Source organism: Eremococcus coleocola DSM 15696 (assembly GCF_000428865.1).
In the GTDB taxonomy this organism is placed as follows: Bacteria; Bacillota; Bacilli; order Lactobacillales; family Aerococcaceae; genus Eremococcus; species Eremococcus coleocola.
In genome coordinates this window covers 17393-34209 of sequence record NZ_AUAT01000025.1, presented here as the reverse complement: position 1 = coordinate 34209, position 16817 = coordinate 17393, and the positions used below count along the sequence as shown (strand labels likewise).

General features: G+C 43.0%; 15 protein-coding genes and 1 pseudogene. 2 read left to right on the top strand and 14 right to left on the bottom strand.

Annotated features, from left to right (window positions below):
* Positions 1–64: 64 nt before the first annotated feature.
* Both galU and G396_RS10410 read right to left on the bottom strand, forming a co-directional pair.
* Complete coding sequence (galU, locus tag G396_RS0106895) at positions 65–958, bottom strand: UTP--glucose-1-phosphate uridylyltransferase GalU (protein WP_282705431.1); 894 nt, start codon at positions 956–958, stop codon at positions 65–67.
* Positions 959–1042: 84 nt separating this feature from the next.
* The gene (locus G396_RS10410; protein WP_051221189.1) at positions 1043–1834 is read right to left on the bottom strand and encodes an SIR2 family NAD-dependent protein deacylase; all 792 of its coding nucleotides are present in this window, start codon (positions 1832–1834) and stop codon (positions 1043–1045) included.
* Between the two features lie 186 nt (positions 1835–2020).
* Between G396_RS10410 and G396_RS0106885 the strand changes: the two genes are divergently transcribed.
* Complete coding sequence (locus G396_RS0106885) at positions 2021–3055, top strand: glycosyltransferase family 4 protein (protein ID WP_028125503.1); 1035 nt, start codon at positions 2021–2023, stop codon at positions 3053–3055.
* A 608-nt stretch (positions 3056–3663) separates the two neighbouring features.
* Here the strand turns inward: G396_RS0106885 and G396_RS0106875 are convergent.
* From G396_RS0106875 to amaP, 6 genes are all read right to left on the bottom strand, one after another.
* Positions 3664–6555 (bottom strand): insulinase family protein, encoded by a 2892-nt coding sequence (locus tag G396_RS0106875; protein WP_028125501.1) that lies wholly within the window; start codon positions 6553–6555, stop codon positions 3664–3666.
* A 375-nt stretch (positions 6556–6930) separates the two neighbouring features.
* On the bottom strand, positions 6931–8289 hold the full coding sequence (gene brnQ / locus G396_RS0106865) for a branched-chain amino acid transport system II carrier protein (protein ID WP_028125500.1): 1359 nt from the start codon (positions 8287–8289) through the stop codon (positions 6931–6933).
* Between the two features lie 234 nt (positions 8290–8523).
* Positions 8524–9084, bottom strand: coding sequence for an Asp23/Gls24 family envelope stress response protein (locus G396_RS0106860; protein WP_028125499.1), 561 nt, complete (start codon positions 9082–9084; stop codon positions 8524–8526).
* A 50-nt stretch (positions 9085–9134) separates the two neighbouring features.
* Positions 9135–9563, bottom strand: a complete 429-nt coding sequence (locus G396_RS10405) for an Asp23/Gls24 family envelope stress response protein (protein WP_034907781.1) — start codon at positions 9561–9563, stop codon at positions 9135–9137.
* A 33-nt stretch (positions 9564–9596) separates the two neighbouring features.
* Positions 9597–9779 carry a DUF2273 domain-containing protein gene (locus G396_RS0106850; protein ID WP_028125498.1) on the bottom strand — a complete coding sequence of 61 codons (183 nt, stop codon included), beginning with the start codon at positions 9777–9779 and terminating at the stop codon, positions 9597–9599.
* Positions 9780–9789: 10 nt separating this feature from the next.
* Positions 9790–10365: an alkaline shock response membrane anchor protein AmaP gene (gene amaP, locus G396_RS0106845; protein ID WP_034907779.1), complete on the bottom strand. Its 576-nt coding sequence runs from the start codon at positions 10363–10365 to the stop codon at positions 9790–9792.
* A gap of 573 nt (positions 10366–10938) precedes the next feature.
* On the opposite strand from amaP, the gene G396_RS0106840 reads away from it, so the two are divergent.
* On the top strand, positions 10939–11136 hold the full coding sequence (locus G396_RS0106840) for a hypothetical protein (RefSeq protein WP_006418590.1): 198 nt from the start codon (positions 10939–10941) through the stop codon (positions 11134–11136).
* A gap of 89 nt (positions 11137–11225) precedes the next feature.
* Here the strand turns inward: G396_RS0106840 and G396_RS0106835 are convergent, their stop codons facing one another.
* From G396_RS0106835 to G396_RS10975, 6 genes and pseudogenes are all read right to left on the bottom strand, one after another.
* Entirely contained in the window at positions 11226–11531 is a 306-nt protein-coding gene (locus G396_RS0106835) for an MGMT family protein (protein ID WP_028125496.1), read from the bottom strand.
* Position 11532: 1 nt separating this feature from the next.
* Positions 11533–12317 (bottom strand): annotated as a pseudogene (gene yghU / locus G396_RS10400) (glutathione-dependent disulfide-bond oxidoreductase).
* A gap of 318 nt (positions 12318–12635) precedes the next feature.
* A complete protein-coding gene (locus G396_RS10395) occupies positions 12636–14195 on the bottom strand; it encodes a ClC family H(+)/Cl(-) exchange transporter (RefSeq protein WP_051221186.1) in 1560 nt (519 codons plus the stop codon).
* Between the two features lie 121 nt (positions 14196–14316).
* Positions 14317–15027 carry an ABC transporter ATP-binding protein gene (locus G396_RS0106820; protein WP_006418237.1) on the bottom strand — a complete coding sequence of 237 codons (711 nt, stop codon included), beginning with the start codon at positions 15025–15027 and terminating at the stop codon, positions 14317–14319.
* On the bottom strand, positions 15027–16106 hold the full coding sequence (locus G396_RS0106815; RefSeq protein WP_028125495.1) for an ABC transporter permease: 1080 nt from the start codon (positions 16104–16106) through the stop codon (positions 15027–15029). The genes G396_RS0106820 and G396_RS0106815 overlap by 1 nt, the downstream gene beginning before the upstream one ends.
* Positions 16103–16729, bottom strand: coding sequence for a TetR/AcrR family transcriptional regulator (locus tag G396_RS10975; protein WP_051221185.1), 627 nt, complete (start codon positions 16727–16729; stop codon positions 16103–16105). The genes G396_RS0106815 and G396_RS10975 overlap by 4 nt, the downstream gene beginning before the upstream one ends.
* Positions 16730–16817: the final 88 nt, after the last annotated feature.

Below are 16817 nucleotides of genomic sequence, written 5' to 3'. Positions count from 1 at the left end.
CCAAACTATTTAGATTTTTTAAAGAGATTTAAAGAATTCTTAAGCTTTTCATTTGAATAATTTGCTAGTTCGCTTTATTAAGTTCCCGTAACTTTCCTTCCATATATTGAATAATATCATCGGCAAATTCACGTTCTAAAGCAAAGTCTATTGTAGTCTTAATGAAGCCTAGTTTCTCACCCACGTCATAGCGCTTGCCGACAAAATCATAGGCATAAACATCTTGGACTTGGTTTAACATTTGGATGGCGTCGGTTAATTGAATTTCGCCGCCGGCACCTACTTTTTTCTTAGCTAGATAATCAAAGATTTGTGGAGTTAAGACATAGCGTCCCATAATCGCTTGGTTGGATGGAGCTGTCCCTAGAGCAGGTTTTTCTACGAAGTTGGCCACTTCGTATAGCCGGCCATCCTTAGAAATAGGATCAATCACCCCATAACGATGGGTTTGGTCTTCAGGTACGGTTTGAACCCCAATCACAGACGATCCCGTTTGGTTATATTCTTCAATCAGTTGTTGGATGGCAGGTAAGTCCCCTTCTTCATGAACTACAATATCATCCCCTAATAGAACAGCAAAGGGTTCATCGCCAATGAAGGTACGGGCGGTATAGATAGCATCCCCCAAGCCCTTCATTTGTTTCTGACGGATGAAGTAAATATTGGCTAAGTTAGAGGCATGTTGGACGGATTCCAACATTTCTAGTTTGCCTTTACTTTCTAAGTCATTTTCTAATTCAATATTCCGGTCAAAATGGTCTTCAATGGCTCGTTTTGATTTACCGGTGATGATAATAATATCTTCAATTCCTGCTTCAACCGCTTCTTCCACAATGTATTGAATGGTTGGCTTGTCAATAATTGGTAACATTTCTTTAGGCATGGCCTTAGTAGCTGGTAAGAACCGAGTCCCATAGCCGGCAGCTGGAATAATCGCTTTTTTTACTTTAGGTATCATAAAAAGACTCCTTTAAATTTACTAATGTTTAGTTTAAACAAATTACGAATTGATTACAAGTTATTTTCTGATGAGAAGACCGACTTAAGTATGGTCAAGGTGGGTCTTCAAGTCTTGCATCACTTGGGCAAAGCCAGCTTGAATAAATAAATCTACCTTAATCGGCCGAAGTGAAATCTCATCGCAATTAATGACCACTACCGGTCCGCCCGTAAAGGAGCGAGCTAGACGTTTGGCCCGTCCAGTGGCTAGGGTGGTGCCGACAATTAAGAGTAAGTCGGCGGCAGCGACCGCCCGTTCTGCCTGGGCCACAATTTTAGGATCAATATTCTCACCAAAGTACACCACATCCGGACGGACCACCCCATTACAGATATAACACCGTGGGACGTGTTGGTGGTCATAGCGGAGTTCTTGAAATTTATAAGGCCGGTCACAATCCATACAATACCAACGGTGGTGACTACCGTGAAGTTCAACTACGGACCGGTGGCCCGCTTCTTGGTGGAGACCATCTACATTCTGGGTCACAATTCGGATATCTTTACCAGCACCCTCTATCTGGGCCAGGGCATAGTGGCCTAGATTGGGTTTAGGACCTGGACCGTTGCCAATGCGGCGGCCAAAGAATTCTGCTGGATCTTCAACGAGGCGCTTATAGTGGGCGAAGTATTGAGGGTCTTTCCCCTCTTCTTCCATCTTGGTCCAAATACCGAAGCGGGACCGGTAATCAGGAATGCCAGATTCAGTGGAAGCGCCAGCTCCGGTAAAGACACACACTGTTTTAGCTTGCTCGACTAGATGGGCGAGGTGGTTAACTTGTTGCTTATAATCTTGTGGATGATTTAAGGAATTATTTTGAGGGTTCTTTTGCATAGGCTCGCTCCTTTGTGTTTTCATTGTAGCCCATGTCCTCTTAAGGAACAAGAATAAGCTCTAGTGAACTAAGTCGCTTAATCTGAAATTAATTGCTGATTTATTGGCTTATATCCGTCATTAGTCTATGTACAGTGCTAGACCTTATGGTATACTTGAGCAAGAAATAGGAAGGAGCCTTGCTTCATGCTTACCATCAATATGATGTCCCAAGCCGAATCCGTGGCCGGACAAGGGGTAGGATCAGCCTACCGTGAACTCGTTAATCTGCTAACTAAGTACTATCCTGACCAATTGGATATTCGTTACAATGAATTCCAATCGGCTGATATTACCCATTTTCATACCATTAATTTTTCCTATTATTTAGCTGCCTTAAATTGGCGGCGGCGTGGTGTTAAGGTGGGCTATGTTCATTTCCTTCCCCACACCTTGGATGGGTCGATTAAATTGGCCTCACCCGTCCAATGGGGCTTTAAACATTATTTATTAAATTTCTACCGGGCTATGGACCATCTAGTGGTCGTGAATCCTGTCTTCAAGGATGAGTTAGTCAAACGCTATGGCTTTGACGCCGATAAGATTACCTATATCCCTAACTTTGTGGCCAAGTCTTCTTTTTATAAAATGTCTGAACCTCACCGTTTGGCGGCACGCCAAGAAAATGGTCTCGCCGCAGACGATTTTGTCATCTTAGGGGTCGGTCAAATTCAAAAACGTAAAGGCATTGATGATTTCATTCAATTGGCCCTTGACCATCCAGACATAAAATTTGTGTGGGCCGGTGGCTTCTCCTTTGGTAAGATTACGGATGGCTATGAGACATACAAGGCAGTCTATGATAATCCCCCTGCCAACTTAACTTTTGCTGGAATTGTCGACCGAGATAAAATGAATGCCTTATATAATATGGCTGATATTTTCTTACTTCCTTCCTATAATGAACTCTTCCCTATGGCTATTCTAGAGTCTTTCTCAGCCCAAACTCCGGTCATGTTGCGGGACTTAGACCTGTACCATGCTATTATTGAAGACGATTATATTCCGGCAGTTGACCGGGAAGATATGGACAAATGGCTCATCGAATTCAAGGAAAACCCTAAACGATTAGAAGTCTATGTCGACAAAGCCATTGCTGCTTCTAACTTCTATAGTGAAGATCGTATAGCTAGCTTGTGGTTGAACTTCTATCAAGGATTGGTCGCAGATAAAGAGAAATAGAATATAATGAAGAAAAGAGCAGCCTCGGCTGCTCTTTTCTTCATTATTATATAACTTTATCAACTTATTCATTCAGTATCCTCTATATCCATGTAATAAAGCAGATAATTCATCATTCTTAGAGATAAAATCTAAGAGAAATTGTTCAGTTATATTAAACTGTTCATTTTATTTTTATTTAGGGGGTGAGTAAAAGCTTGCCCGATAGTGGTCTCAGGATGGCGAGCACATGAGGGAGTGGGCAAGAAGTAGAAAATCTATTATTTTCGCTTCGTCTGCCCGCCCCCGTACAGTTGACTAGATGGAACAAGTCGCTTTGCGACACCGTTCCCATCCAGTCAACCACTGCGATAATTAATTTATATTTTATTAATATAAGAGGGATTGGTTTTTCCCAGCCCTCCACAGCCAGACAAGTCTGGAGCTCGACGACAATCAAGCAGAAGACGTGCCACCACTGTACGGTCCAAGCTTTTGCAGCCGCCTTAAAATACACAACAATTTTCCCCGCACCTTCCCCATTTATTTCTCTCAACTCCCCTTGCGAGTACCTGCTGATTTTTGCACGCAAAAAGGACCCCATCAGGGTCCTTTTACTTTTGACTTAATTAGAATAAATCATAGATTTGGTCAAATTGGTCCGCTTCAGCTTGAATCTGGGTCTTATTCCCAATAACCACCTTAGAATAGCTTGCCAAGGCTTGACGGAAGCTATCAGCTAGGCCTTTCAAGTCAGCTTCTTGGACCGCCAGCACTTCCTCTTTATAAGTCTTGAGACTATCCACACCTTGACCTGTTAAGTAAAGCGACAAGGCCTTCACTCCTTTATCATAGGCAGATAACGGTTGGTCCATACTAGACAAGGTTCCGATAATATATTTCAAGAGGTCTTGGTCGGTCAAGGCCAAGTTATCAATATAAGCTGGCGTATTCAAGTAAGTGGCCAGGGTCTTATCAATATTTGGATCGCGGTAGGAAGCAAACTCAATATTCCCGGTCCGCACATGACGGAAGCCAGCGCCATAAGCGCCCCCCTTGACCCGGACATTATTCCAAAGATAGTCTAAGCGGAGAATGGTGCCTAAGACATAAACCTTACCAGCATAAGTCAAGTCAGCCAAAGCTGGGGTTGAAAGCCCCACATAATTAACATCTTGGGCGGTGACGAAGGCTTCGTTTTGAACTTGACCGGTCGGATGGGTCACAGCTGGCCCCATGGCTTGACTGGCCAAATCTTTAAAGCTAGTTGCGACTTTGGCTTTGATCGTATCCAAACGGTCAGCTTGGCCAACATAGAAGAGAGAGAGCCGGTCAGGGTTGGCCAATTGGTCCGCTAAGGCTTGGAGTTCGCTCGTTAAAGATTCGCCTTGATCAGTCTTTAAAGCATCCCGGCTAGCTTTTAAGAAGTTATAGAAGTCAATTCCTGAAACTTGTTCGTTCAAGAACATCGAAGCTTTATATTGGGCAAGCGCACGATTCATGACCAGCGCATTAGCGCCATAATTAATCCGGTTTTGGAAGGAGGAAATCATGGCTTGAATCCGTTGCAGAATATCTTTTTGTGCCGTCCATTGGCTTTCCAAGAAGATTTCCTTCATTAAATCAACCATTTGGTCCAGTGAGGCTTCTAAGGCCTTGCCTTTAATGACAAAGTAGGTTTTGGGTTCTTGGCCCGGCACTTCATAAATATTGATACCAGCAGCTAAACCACCCGTATGCAGGTCCATAAGGGTTTGTAAATCAGTCATGGAATGAGACTGGGTCGGAATCCGGCCCATTAAGGCAGCCAATAAGCCTAAGTGTGGGTAGACTGAACTTGGAAGATCAGAAATATCAATAAATAATTGAAGGTAGTCAATGCCAGACGTAAAGAGGTCAGCATTATAGGCCTTACCTTTTGTGCCAAAAGCTGACACCTTGACTGCTTCTAAGTCTAGATCAGCCTTCAAATCTTGCCGGGTGAGCATTGGAATGGTTGCCAAGTCTTCTGGTGTATCAGGCGCTTCTTGCCGTTCAATCAAGGCTTGGGTCTTATCCACCATGGCTTGGACTTGGTCTGAATCTAATTGAGCCTTGTAGGCTTGAAGGTCTGCCAAGACTTTTTCCTCTTGCTTATCAGATTTACCCGGTTCGGCAACAAGCGCGATTTGGACCAGGTAATCATTGTTGACTAATTTTTCCCGGATGAGGTCTTCCAAGTAGCCATTGGCTGCCTTGGTCCGTAACTCATCTAGGATAGGGGTAAATTCTAAGTTTTGGTATGGATTACCTTGATATTGCCAGCTTGACAAGACCTTCAATCCGGCAATCACGCCCCGCGGTGAGGATTCAGAAATGGCTTCTTCTTTAAGGACAAAGGTCAAACGATTAAGGGCTGCTTCAATTTGATCTTTATCAAGGCCTTGGACTAAGACTTCTTGCAAGCTATCAAAAACAATTTGCTTGAATTGAGCTTGCTTTTCCGCATCCGTGTATTTAGCTACGATGGCATAACCGGTTGGATAGCCAAAATCGTTGACTTCGCCCCAAACATCGGCGGCGATATCTGCTTCGAGTAAAGCTTTCTTCAGCGGAGCTTCATTATGACCCATCAAGAGTTTATTAATAACTTCCAGAGCAGTTCCTTCCAGGCTATTGGTCGTTAGGCCAGTATGCCAAACCAAGGCGAGGTAATCTTTATTGGTTGGGTCATCACCCTGTGCTAAGGAATAGCTGTCTTTAAGGTCGCGAACGGCAGGTTTTTTAATGGGGATTTGTAGGTCGACTACTTGGCCCTTGCCCTTACCGTCAAAGTATTCGCCTAATTGAGCTAAGGCTTGGTCGATATCCAAGTCGCCGTATAAAATCGTTAAGGAGTTAGATGGATGGTAGTGCTTGCGGTGGTAGTCGATAAATTCCGCTTGAGTCAGATCCGTAATGGCTGAAGGTAGCCCACCGGATTCATATTGGTAGAAGGTATCTGGATAAAGCATCCGCATCATGTGGTTGTAAAGTTGTTGATCCGGTGAAGCAGTGGCCCCCTTCATTTCATTAAAGACAACCCCTTTATAGATTAAATCGTCTTCGGCTTTTTCTAAGTGATAGTGCCAGCCTTCTTGGGCTAGGATCAAATCATTGTCATAGAAGTTGGGTTGGAAAACCGCATCCAGATAAACTCCCATCAAGTTGGAGAAGTCTTTTTGGTTGGTGGAAGCCACTGGATAAATGGTTTTATCCGAGAAGGTCATGGCATTAACAAAGGTATTAAGGGATCCTTTGAGCATTTCTACAAAAGGTTCTTTAGTGGGGTACTTTTTAGAGCCGTTGAGGACGGAGTGTTCGATGATATGGGTAATTCCGTTATCAGAATATGGCGGGGTCTTAAAGGAAATGGTGAAGGCCCGGTTGGCATCATCATTTTTTAGCCAAAGAACTTGGGCACCGGTTTCAGGATGGAGGTAGAGTTGACCTTGAGACTGGATGTCTTCAAGGAAATGCGTTTCGATTAATTGAAAGGTCATGCATCTTCCTACTTTCTAACTGCTTGGCTAGTAGTTGGTTGGACGTGTTGGATTGTCAGTCCGCCCCTCCCTTGCCTAGCCAGTATTTTTTTACTTAAAACCTATTTTACTCTATTTTTCAAGGGGGCGCTATGGATTTGGAAGTAATAATTGGTTGTGGCTTATGTGGTGTTTGGAAAGTTTTTTATTTTAATGGGGATTTTTTTGAGCTTGTGCATTGAAACCCGGCAATGCACAGAATCTATTTAATTTGTGCATTGAAACCTGGCAATGCACAAAACGCGCAGAGCTCCCGTCCTGGCTACATAAAAAACTGTACCAACTATTGCTTTTGGTACAGTTCCATACTTTAAAATTTAGCTAATTAGATTTGCTTTAGGCGGGCCGACCTGATTTAGAACGGAAGGCCGCAATTATATAGGCAATAATTAAACCAATCATGGCCGGTAAAATCCAGCCCATGCCAAACTTAAAGAAAGGTAGGTAATCTTTACCCAGCTGAATTAGGGTTTGGGCCCAGGGCTGATTTTTGAAAGGGTCAGGCAAGGCATTGACCGCATCAATGGTGGCAGCCACTAGGGTCAAGCCGGTCACCCAGTAAAAAGCAATCTGAGGAAAATGACGGTTAAGTAAGACTTTCAAGAATTGGAGTAAGATGAGGGTCATAGTTAAAGGATAGATAAACATCAAAATCGGCAAGGTATATTGGATAAACCGACTAAGTCCAATGTTAGCCAGAATCGTTGGAATCACTGCAATGATCACGGTTAAAGCCTTATAGGACACCGCCGGAAACAATTCATGGAAGCTTTCGGAACAAGCCATCACCAAGCCGATACTGGTCTTAAAACAAGCCAGGAAAATAATCAAGGAGACTAGAATAGACCCGTAATGGCCAAAATAATGCTGGGAAATTAAACCCAGGCCGAGACCACCATTTTCTTGAAGGCCGATGGTCGCCACTGAAGAAGCTCCAGTATAAGCCAAAAGGCTATAAATGATTCCCATCATCAAGGTGGCTAGGACACCCGCCTTGAAGACTTCTCGGGCAATATGCTTGGGTTGGGTCACGCCGAACTGTTTAACGGCCGCAATGACGAGGATACCGAAAGCTAAACCAGCCAAGGCGTCCAGAGTATTATAGCCTTCAAGAAAGCCCTTGGTTAAAGGTGATTGGTATTGGGTGTCCACCGCGGTAGCCATGGGATCCCCCATAGGATTCAGAATGGCTAGGATAAATAGAATGGATAAAAGCAGTAAAAAGGCGGGATTCAAAAACTTACCGATATAGTCAAGGATTTTGGAAGGATTTTGTGAGAACCACCAGACACCGATGAAAAAGAGGACGGAGAAAATAGCCAGGAAAAGGTCGTATTGGTCAGCTTGGATAAAGGGTACAATGCCAATTTCGTAGGAGGTCATGGCCAAACGCGGAATGGCAAAAAATGGCCCAATACAAAGATAAAGCAGGATGGTAAAGATTTTGGCGTAGGTCTTGGAAACTGGGCGAGCCATTTCCAGTACGTCCCGACTATTGGTCAAGCCCATAGCTGCCACTGCTAAAAGAGGCAAGCCAATTCCAGTAATCAGAAAGCCAATGATGGCCGGGATGAGGTTGGCGCCAGCTAATTGGCCGAGTTGGACCGGGAAAATTAGGTTACCGGCACCAAAAAAGAGGCCGAATAAGGTGGAGGCTAAGAGGAGGATTTCTTTAGAGCTAAGTTTGGTTTTCATTAATATGGCTCCTTTGGCTAAATGATGGCACTTGGGTCTGAAAAATTAAAATTATATTAGCATAAAATTAAAGAACCTACAAGTTTATTTGAGAAGCTCCTCCTAATTCTCCCTAGTTTAACTAAAAAACAAAAACCAACCCTTTTAGGAGTTGGTTTTTTCTTAACAAGGGCTGATTTATATGATTAGAAAATTCACTGCCCTTTGATAAGTATGTTTATATGGGTAACCTAACTATTTTACGCGAGGTTGGTTGTTTGCTTTGTATTTGGCTTCTTGTTTATTATAGTAGCGTTCTGCCTTATCGGATTGTTCAGAAATATAGTTGCTAGTTGATTCAGCTGCATTAGAGAGATGGTCTTGAACAGTGACTTGTTCTGCTTCATATTGTTGTTGGGTCTTCACATCAACGACATTGACATTGACTTCAACAACTTCTAAGTCTGTCATTTTATTAATTTCAGCAGAGACGACTTCTTTGATTTTGTCGTAGATGGTTGCAACATTTTCACCGTATTCGGCAACTATATCTAAATCGACCGCTACTTGTTCTTTACCGACTTCAACGCCCACACCGGAAGTTTTGTCATCGGTATTGACTAACTTACCGGCCACATTTGAAAAGAAGCCTCCAGAAACCCCTAATAAGCCCGGGATATCTTCTAAAGCAATCCCTACAATTTTCTGGATAACCTTATCTTCATAAGTTAACTCTCCGCGAATTCCAGTATGGTTTTCAAAGGTTTCAACAGCATTGATATCTTGGTTAGTATAGTTTTTTTCTTGGTTATTCATAATTATTCCTCCTATGGTTTGGGTAAAAGTTCAACTTTCTCTATGTAAAATTAAGCTTGGGGGGCTTGTTTATTTTCAGCCAGTTTGTCTTGTAGGCTGACTTGACTTTGTTCAAATTCTTGCCGGGTCATAATATCAGTCACATTCACATTGACTTCAATGACTTCTAAACCGGTTTGTAATTTAATTTCATCGTAAGCTAACTGCTTAATATCTGCTTGAATTCGAGGCAAATCTTGGTCGTATTCAACCACGATATCAAGGTCAGCTGCCACTTCTTCTTGTCCCACTTCGACACTTACGCCGTCGGTTTTATTGGCGCGGTTGACCAGTTTATCAGCTAAATCGGAAGCAAAGCCACCTTTAGCAGCTAAGACACCTGGCACTGACTCTAAGGCACGTGTGATAATTTTCTGGATGACTTGGTCTGCAAAACCTAAGTCACCAGCAACTTGAGGGTTTAGATTATTATTTTCCATGATTCAGATTCCTCCTTTTGGTAATTGACTTGGTTAACGGAAGTAGCCGGTTTTTTCCAGGTAATGGCCAATGAAGCCACATAGGGCCGCAAAAGCAAATACAAAAATTGTTCTGAAAAATCCAACTGTGACAAAGAGTAATGCCGTAATAAAGCCCACTAGCGCAAAGATCACTAGAAATTTATGGGCTTGATATAAATATTTTAAATCCTTCATAAAATCCTCCTTAAATGACCCGTGCTTGGCTTGACTTAACATTACCACGATCGTTACGGGCAATGTCCTTAAAAGTAACATTGATTCGAGCAGGATAATCTTGGCCTAATAAATCATTAATTTCGCTTTGAATCCGGCGGGCAATTTCTTGTCCTTGACCATAAAGACCAGAGGTACGTGCGATTTGACCTTTGATATCCACATCAATCCGTTTATCATATATGGTTGCCTTAGTTGAAGCTTGTTCAACCGCTCTTTCCGATGCAAGAATACTTTGGACTAAGCCTTCAATGGCAGAGGGTTTGACCACCAATTGTCCTTTTTCTTGGTTATCAGTGAGTTCCACTCCTGCTTTAGAAGAAGGTGAGAATAGAAAAATTAAATAAGCAATTAGTAAGATCGCTGCTAAGGCGATACTTCCCCAGAATAAATAGTGTGGCATGTATTGCCCAATCAAGGGATAAGTTTGGGGCATTTCTAAGCCCTTAAGGCCAGCAACTGCTTGATAGGTTACAATGTTGGGCCACAAAATACTTAAGGCAAATAAAAATAGAATGAAAAGTAAAATTTTTATTGCTTTTTTCATCCTTGCTTGTCCTCCTTTGTTTTTTATTTATTAAGAATTCTTGATTACATCATAACATAGTTTTGTAACATTTCTAAATGATACGCTCAGACTACACAAATATAAAGTGTTATTTTGTCGATTTATCACTTCTAAAACCTTTATTTAACAGTGGTTTAAAGGTTATCATTTTTTTAGCTTTACAAACAGAATGTCACATTAATATTACGATTGTTACAGAGAGTAAGGACAGCTTATTACCTAGCAAAAAATCATGGTCAAATGGACTTAATAAGATTAATTTTTGGACTTTTGGGCTAGGCACTCCTTAGGGCTAAGTCCCTGAATTTTACCAAGCTAGCTTAATAAATTTTCTTTAGAGAACTAGGTCTGTTTACTCGTTGAGGCTAATTTTTAAGAATTGACGACTAGACGCTCCTATTAATGCCCCAATTTGAAAGGAAGACAGTATATGTACCAATACGGAATGGTTTCAACCGCTTCGATTTTGCCCCGCTTTTATCAAAGGCTTTTGGTGTCTAAGTCCGGTCAGGACAAGCCCTCTCCTCTCGGTCTTTACTTCGGGCTCAAGCGATGGTCCAAAACTTAGGAATCCAAACCGCCTATGGGGACTATCACTATGCGACGACCAATGATTTCGTCTATGAAATTGACTACTTTAATACTTGCTTAGACCAAGGCTTGATTGAAAGTCCGATTATGTCTGCTGAACGAACTTTAAACTGCACTCACCGCGTCGACCAGCTTTACCGAGAGTGGGGATTGATTTAATAAAGCCCTGGCCGATACGGCTAGGGCTTTCCTCATTATCAAATTAAATTGAAGTGTCGGACCACTTCCGACACCCACCTATCACATAATTAGTCTTCCCATTGGGCAGCAGCCATATCAACGTAGCCTTTTTTCTTAAATGGGATCCCTTCTGCCTGCAAAAGCCAAGCTTGGTCGGCCCAACCGGGTACTAAGCGACCGGCCTGGTTGACGACCCGATGACAGGGATAGTCACCGAAATATTCAGCCCGACTCAGAATTTTGCCAACGAGGCGGGCCTGGTTGGGCTGGCCGATTAAGCGAGCAATCTGACCATAGGTGGCCACCTTACCCCGTGGTATTTCACTAACTACTGCCAGCACTTCAAAGGCTAAGTCTTCGTTTAATTGTGCCATCTTAGATTTCCTGATATTCCATCTCTAAAGCGGCTTGAACAGCGGGCCGGGCCGCATTTTATCCGCCCAAGTCCCTAGATTTTTATAAGTGTCGGCTGCAAGAAATTGGGCCGCACCTTCGTATAAATCATCCTTGATTAATTGGCCATACCAAGACCAAATCATAATATCCGCAATGGTATAGTTTTCCCCTACCATATAGGCATGATCGCCAAGCCATTGGTCTAATAAATCCAATTGGCGTTTGGTTTCCATAGTAAAACGGTCAATCGGATATTTCTGTGGTGTCGGTGCGTAATGGAAGAAATGACCAAAGCCACCGCCCACATAAGGACCCGTTCCTGTTTGCCAGAAGACCCAATTTAAGGTCTGCGTCCGTCCAGTTAGGTCATCAGGCAATAAGGCTTGATATTTTTCTGCTAAATATAGCAAAATTGATCCCGATTCAAAAATAGGCAAAGCGGGTGTCTGGCTACGGTCAACCATGGCTGGAATTTTAGAATTAGGATTGATGGCCACAAAGTCAGACCCAAATTGGTCGCCCTCACCTATTTTGATTTTAAACAAGTCATAATCTTGGTCACTTATTTTACCTAGGGCAAGTAGTTCTTGGACCATAATAGCCACCTTGATGCCGTTGGGTGTTCCCAACGAATAAATTTGTAAATCGCCTTGACCGACAGGCAAGCTTTGGTCAAACCGAGCGCCCGCGGTTGGACGGTTGCCAGCTAGGTCATCATTAGCTTGGTCCCACTCCCAAACTTGAGGAATTTGATAATCAGTCATAAAATCTTCCTTTCTCTCTTGAGGTCTCTTCATTTAGTATAAAAAGTCCTCCCTGTAAGTTCAAGTAAGACACAAGCTGAGACTCAATAAAGCACACATAAAAAACGACGAGTTTGGACTCGTCGTTTTTTTATTTTTTGCAATGCCATAGATACCAGAGACTTCTTCTAATAGAAGTCTTATAGGCGGCTGTCAGAGTATTTGGGACCCTTTCTACAGCCAAGTAAGGCTTATAAAAAGAGCTCGGGCAAAAGTTTCTTGTCCAAGCTCTTTTTTATCTTAATCAGGATCTATATAATCGTTGCCTTTAATGAACCCCTATTCCAAGTCCTCTCGACTACTTTGAGCCGGACCGGCATCGTCGCCTAGACGACGGAAATAGTCCCGCACTTGACCAGCTGAGGCCAAATTACACATGATTGTTAATTGGTCTAAACCAGCGAGTCGGGTTCGTCCTCTCGGAATCAAGGAGACTTCAGACCGGACAAGGTCGATAATTAAGGCATCTTCTGGTAGGGCCATGTCTTTAATTTCCATGCCGACCAGGTCAGAAAAAGCAGGCACCACATATTGGAGGGTTACTTTTTCTGGAGATAAATTAATGGCCTTAACATTATCAAACATCCGTTCATAAAGTGAATCATAAATTGGTTTAAGTTCCACGACTTCAGTAGCTAGGTAAGCCACCGCCGCCACTATGGCAATCGACAAGATATGACTTAATGAACCCGTCATTTCAGACACCAAAAGAATCGAAGTAATCGGTGACCGAACCACAGCGGTCAGAATCCCTGCCATCCCGAAAATAACAAAGTGTCTCATAAAGGGGTCCACATCAAGGCCTAGAGATGTCAGTCCTTGAAAATAAACCATACCTGATAAGGCACCAAGGACAAGGACAGGTAAGAAAATGCCGCCTGGCACACCGGAATCATAACAAATACAGGTATAAATTAGTTTGCCGGCTAAGAATAAAACGAGAAATTGGAGCCCAGCCGGTTGGTTTAAGAGTTCAACAACCTTATCATGGCCAGATCCCGTCAAATTAAATAAGAAATAGCCTGTCAACCCGGCCACCAAGAAACCCAGGGTAACCCGGAGCCAGATATTGGGAATAAAACGTTTATTCAAAGTCTGTAAGGACAAGAGCAATTGAGAGAAACAATATCCTACTACAGCTGTTACCAGACCAAGGCCAATCAGATAGCCATAATCTTGCCACGGCATAGCTTCTTGCACCCGGATATGGAAGGACGGATCCATACCAAAGACCAATTTAGAAATAAAGTCAGAGGTCAAGGAAGCCAAGAGCGCTGGCAACAGAATCCGCGTGCCGATATTCTTATGGACTTCTTCCATGACGAATAAAGTCGCCGCAATCGGGGCATTAAATGCAGAGGCCAACCCGGCTGCTGCACCCGCCGTAATTAAAATCCGCTCCTTGGTTAAATCCCGTTTCAGGTAACTGGAAGTCATTTTTCCTAAGGCTGAACCAATTTGGATAGATGGGCCTTCCCTTCCTAAAGACATGCCAGCGAGCATGGACAAAAGCCCACCTACATACTTGGAGACCACAATTTTACCGGCCTGCATGTTCATGAGTCCTGAGAATTCACCCATCACTTGGGGGATTCCAGACCCACCAGAATAAGGCGCCCAAACCAAGAGCTTATAGGTAATCCAGGCTGACAGCAAGAGGAAGGCAATCACTGCTAGAATCCCGTAGATATCAAGATGGCTGTACATCCAGCCAGAGGCTTGGCTGGCATATCCTAGGAGATAACGATAACCCACGGCACCACAACCTGCGACCAGACCGACGAGGATGGAATCCAAGATAATTTGATAATTAAAATGCGATTTTTCTGAATCGTGCACCTATCTAGACCTTCTTTCAATCATAGTTACTTTTCCTATTATAACAGACTGAGACAGGCTGACTAATTTTTTTTAGGAAATTTCTAGCTTAGGCTGAGGTTTCGAAAAAAATCATCTATGCTTAATTACTGGGTTGTGCTTGAGCTTGGTCTCTTAAGGCCACTAATTGACCCCCTTCTAAATGATAGACCCGGTCAACTAGATGGAGAATCCGTTCATCATGGGTCACCATGACTGCGGCAGTGCCCCGACTTTTGACTTCTTTACGAATTAATTCTGCAATTTGATGCCCCCGATCACCGTCGAGGCTGGCAGTCGGTTCGTCTGCTAGAATTAATTGGGGTTGGCCTAGAAAGGCTCGGGCAATGGCTACCCTTTGCTTTTGGCCGCCTGATAATTGGTGGGGATATTTTTTTGCTTCCCCTTCCATACCCAAGTCTTTCAAAAGATCTTGGATATCGGCCTTGATTTGTTTTTTATTCGGACTAGCTTCTTTCATTTGGGCTACTAACTCCAATTGGTCCATAACTTTCAGATAAGGAATCAGTTCATGGGATTGGAAGATAAATCCGATTTGATTGCGGCGGACTTGGGTCCATTCAGCTTGCTTAGCTTTTCCATAATCTTGGCCGCCTAGAATAACTTGACCTTCATCGGCTGATAAAAGCATGCCGGCGATGGATAGGAAGGTTGATTTACCTGACCCTGATGGGCCGACTATGGCAATAAACTGACCAGCTTCCACCTCTAAGTTTATATCATCTAAGACGGTGTGTTGATTTTGACCGTCAGGATAGGCTTTGGAAATATGTTTTAATTCTAAGACATTCATTAATCTTCACTCCCTCCAATAATACTTGCTGGATCAATCTGGCTAATGCGGCGAATGGAAGCCAAGCTGGTTAACAAGGTAATGGCAATAAAGGCTAAACATTCTAGGGCCACTTGGAGGTAATTCAAGTGGAAAGGCATGGTCACTGGTAAGAGTTGTCCCAAACCAATGGCCAGACCAGCCCCTAAGACTACACCAATTAAGGCTAAGAGAAAGACTTGCCAAAATTGAATCCGAGAAATCTCAGCCATGGTCATACCGATAGCTTTTAAAACGCCAAACTGTCGGGTCTTTTGGATGGTCATAATATAGAAGAAAACGCCGAGAATAGCAGCAGAAGCTCCTAAAAGAACCCAGAGAATCATATTCAAAGTAGATTGTTCGGCCGAGTAGCCAGGTATTTTTTCAATGAGGTCAGCCTTGCCCATAAGGACTAAGTCTTGACTTTCTTCAGCCTCGATTTTGTCTTCAAAGGCATAGGTCTGAGGACTGTAAGTATAGTCTTTTTGCTTGCTTTGACGGATTTGAGTAAAGATCTCAGGGCTAATGAAGCCGACCGGGCTATGGCCGTAATAAGCATCCTTAGCAAAACCAATCACTTTTAATTCTAGGTCAGAACTTGAATCTTTTAGGGTATCCCCTACTTTTAAGCCGTCCGCCTTGAAGGACTCATTCAGGACAATCCCTTTGGCGTCTTGGCTGAGATCTTGACCTTCAATGGTTTGGGGCGCCAAGAACTTATCTGGATCTACCACAAAATAAGTGATGTCTTGCTTGTCAGCGACATCATTAAAGGTGACCCCTGACCGTTGAATGGTTAGGCCAGCTCCCGAATCAAGGTCATACTTTTCTAAGTCCGCTTGATTTTCTAAATCTGAAAAAGTAACCACTCCTTCAGAATCCGATGACAATAAATAATGGTTGGCCGTTTGGTTTTCAATTCCAGCCGAAACCCACCGCCCCAGTCCATTAGTCAGTCCGGATAAGAAGACCACCATAAAAATCATCATAAAAAGTAAAAATTCAACCAGTGCATATTTTTTGAGATTAAAACGAATCTCTTGCCAAGCTAATTTCATCTTCTACCTCCTTCTTGTGTTTGTGAATCTTGTCTTGCATATACCGATTGGGTCAGCCAGAAATGGAGATGACTTAACTCGTCCAAAACTGCCGGCAAAGGCCAGGATTGACTCACCAATTTATCAACCGCATTCATGACCCAATCGCCAAGAAGGCCTTGGAAGACTTGGTAGTCTTTGGTATCAAAAGCCCAATTAGCCTGGGCGCCAAGTTTTTGGACAGTCTGGCTTAGGGCAGATTGCATGGCGAGATGGCCATGAGGGGCATGTAAGCGGCGACGGAGTCCAATCAAACGGAGTTGTTTGTAAGTTTTACTTTCAGGGTCTAAGGCAGCGACCGCCTGTAAGTATGCCTGAGTCCCTTGAAAAATATCCCCAGTCTGGTCTAGGTGTTTTTGAATATCTTGATGGATTTGGACAATAGCCTGCTTGAGCAGGTAGTCAGAAACGTCATCGATATCCTTGAAATACTTGTAAAAAGATCCGCGTGCAATCTCTAGACCTTTGACAATATCAGTCACCGAGATGGCCGCATTGGTTTTATTATGGAAAATATCTAAAAGTTGGTTTGTATATCGGTCCCGGGTTTCAGGACTTAAGTTTAAAAAACGTTGTTCAACCATTTTTTCGGCCTCCTTTTTTTGAGTATGGGACTACTTTACCACAAAAGTGACAATTTGTCACTTATTTTAGACAATCAAAAAAACTTGA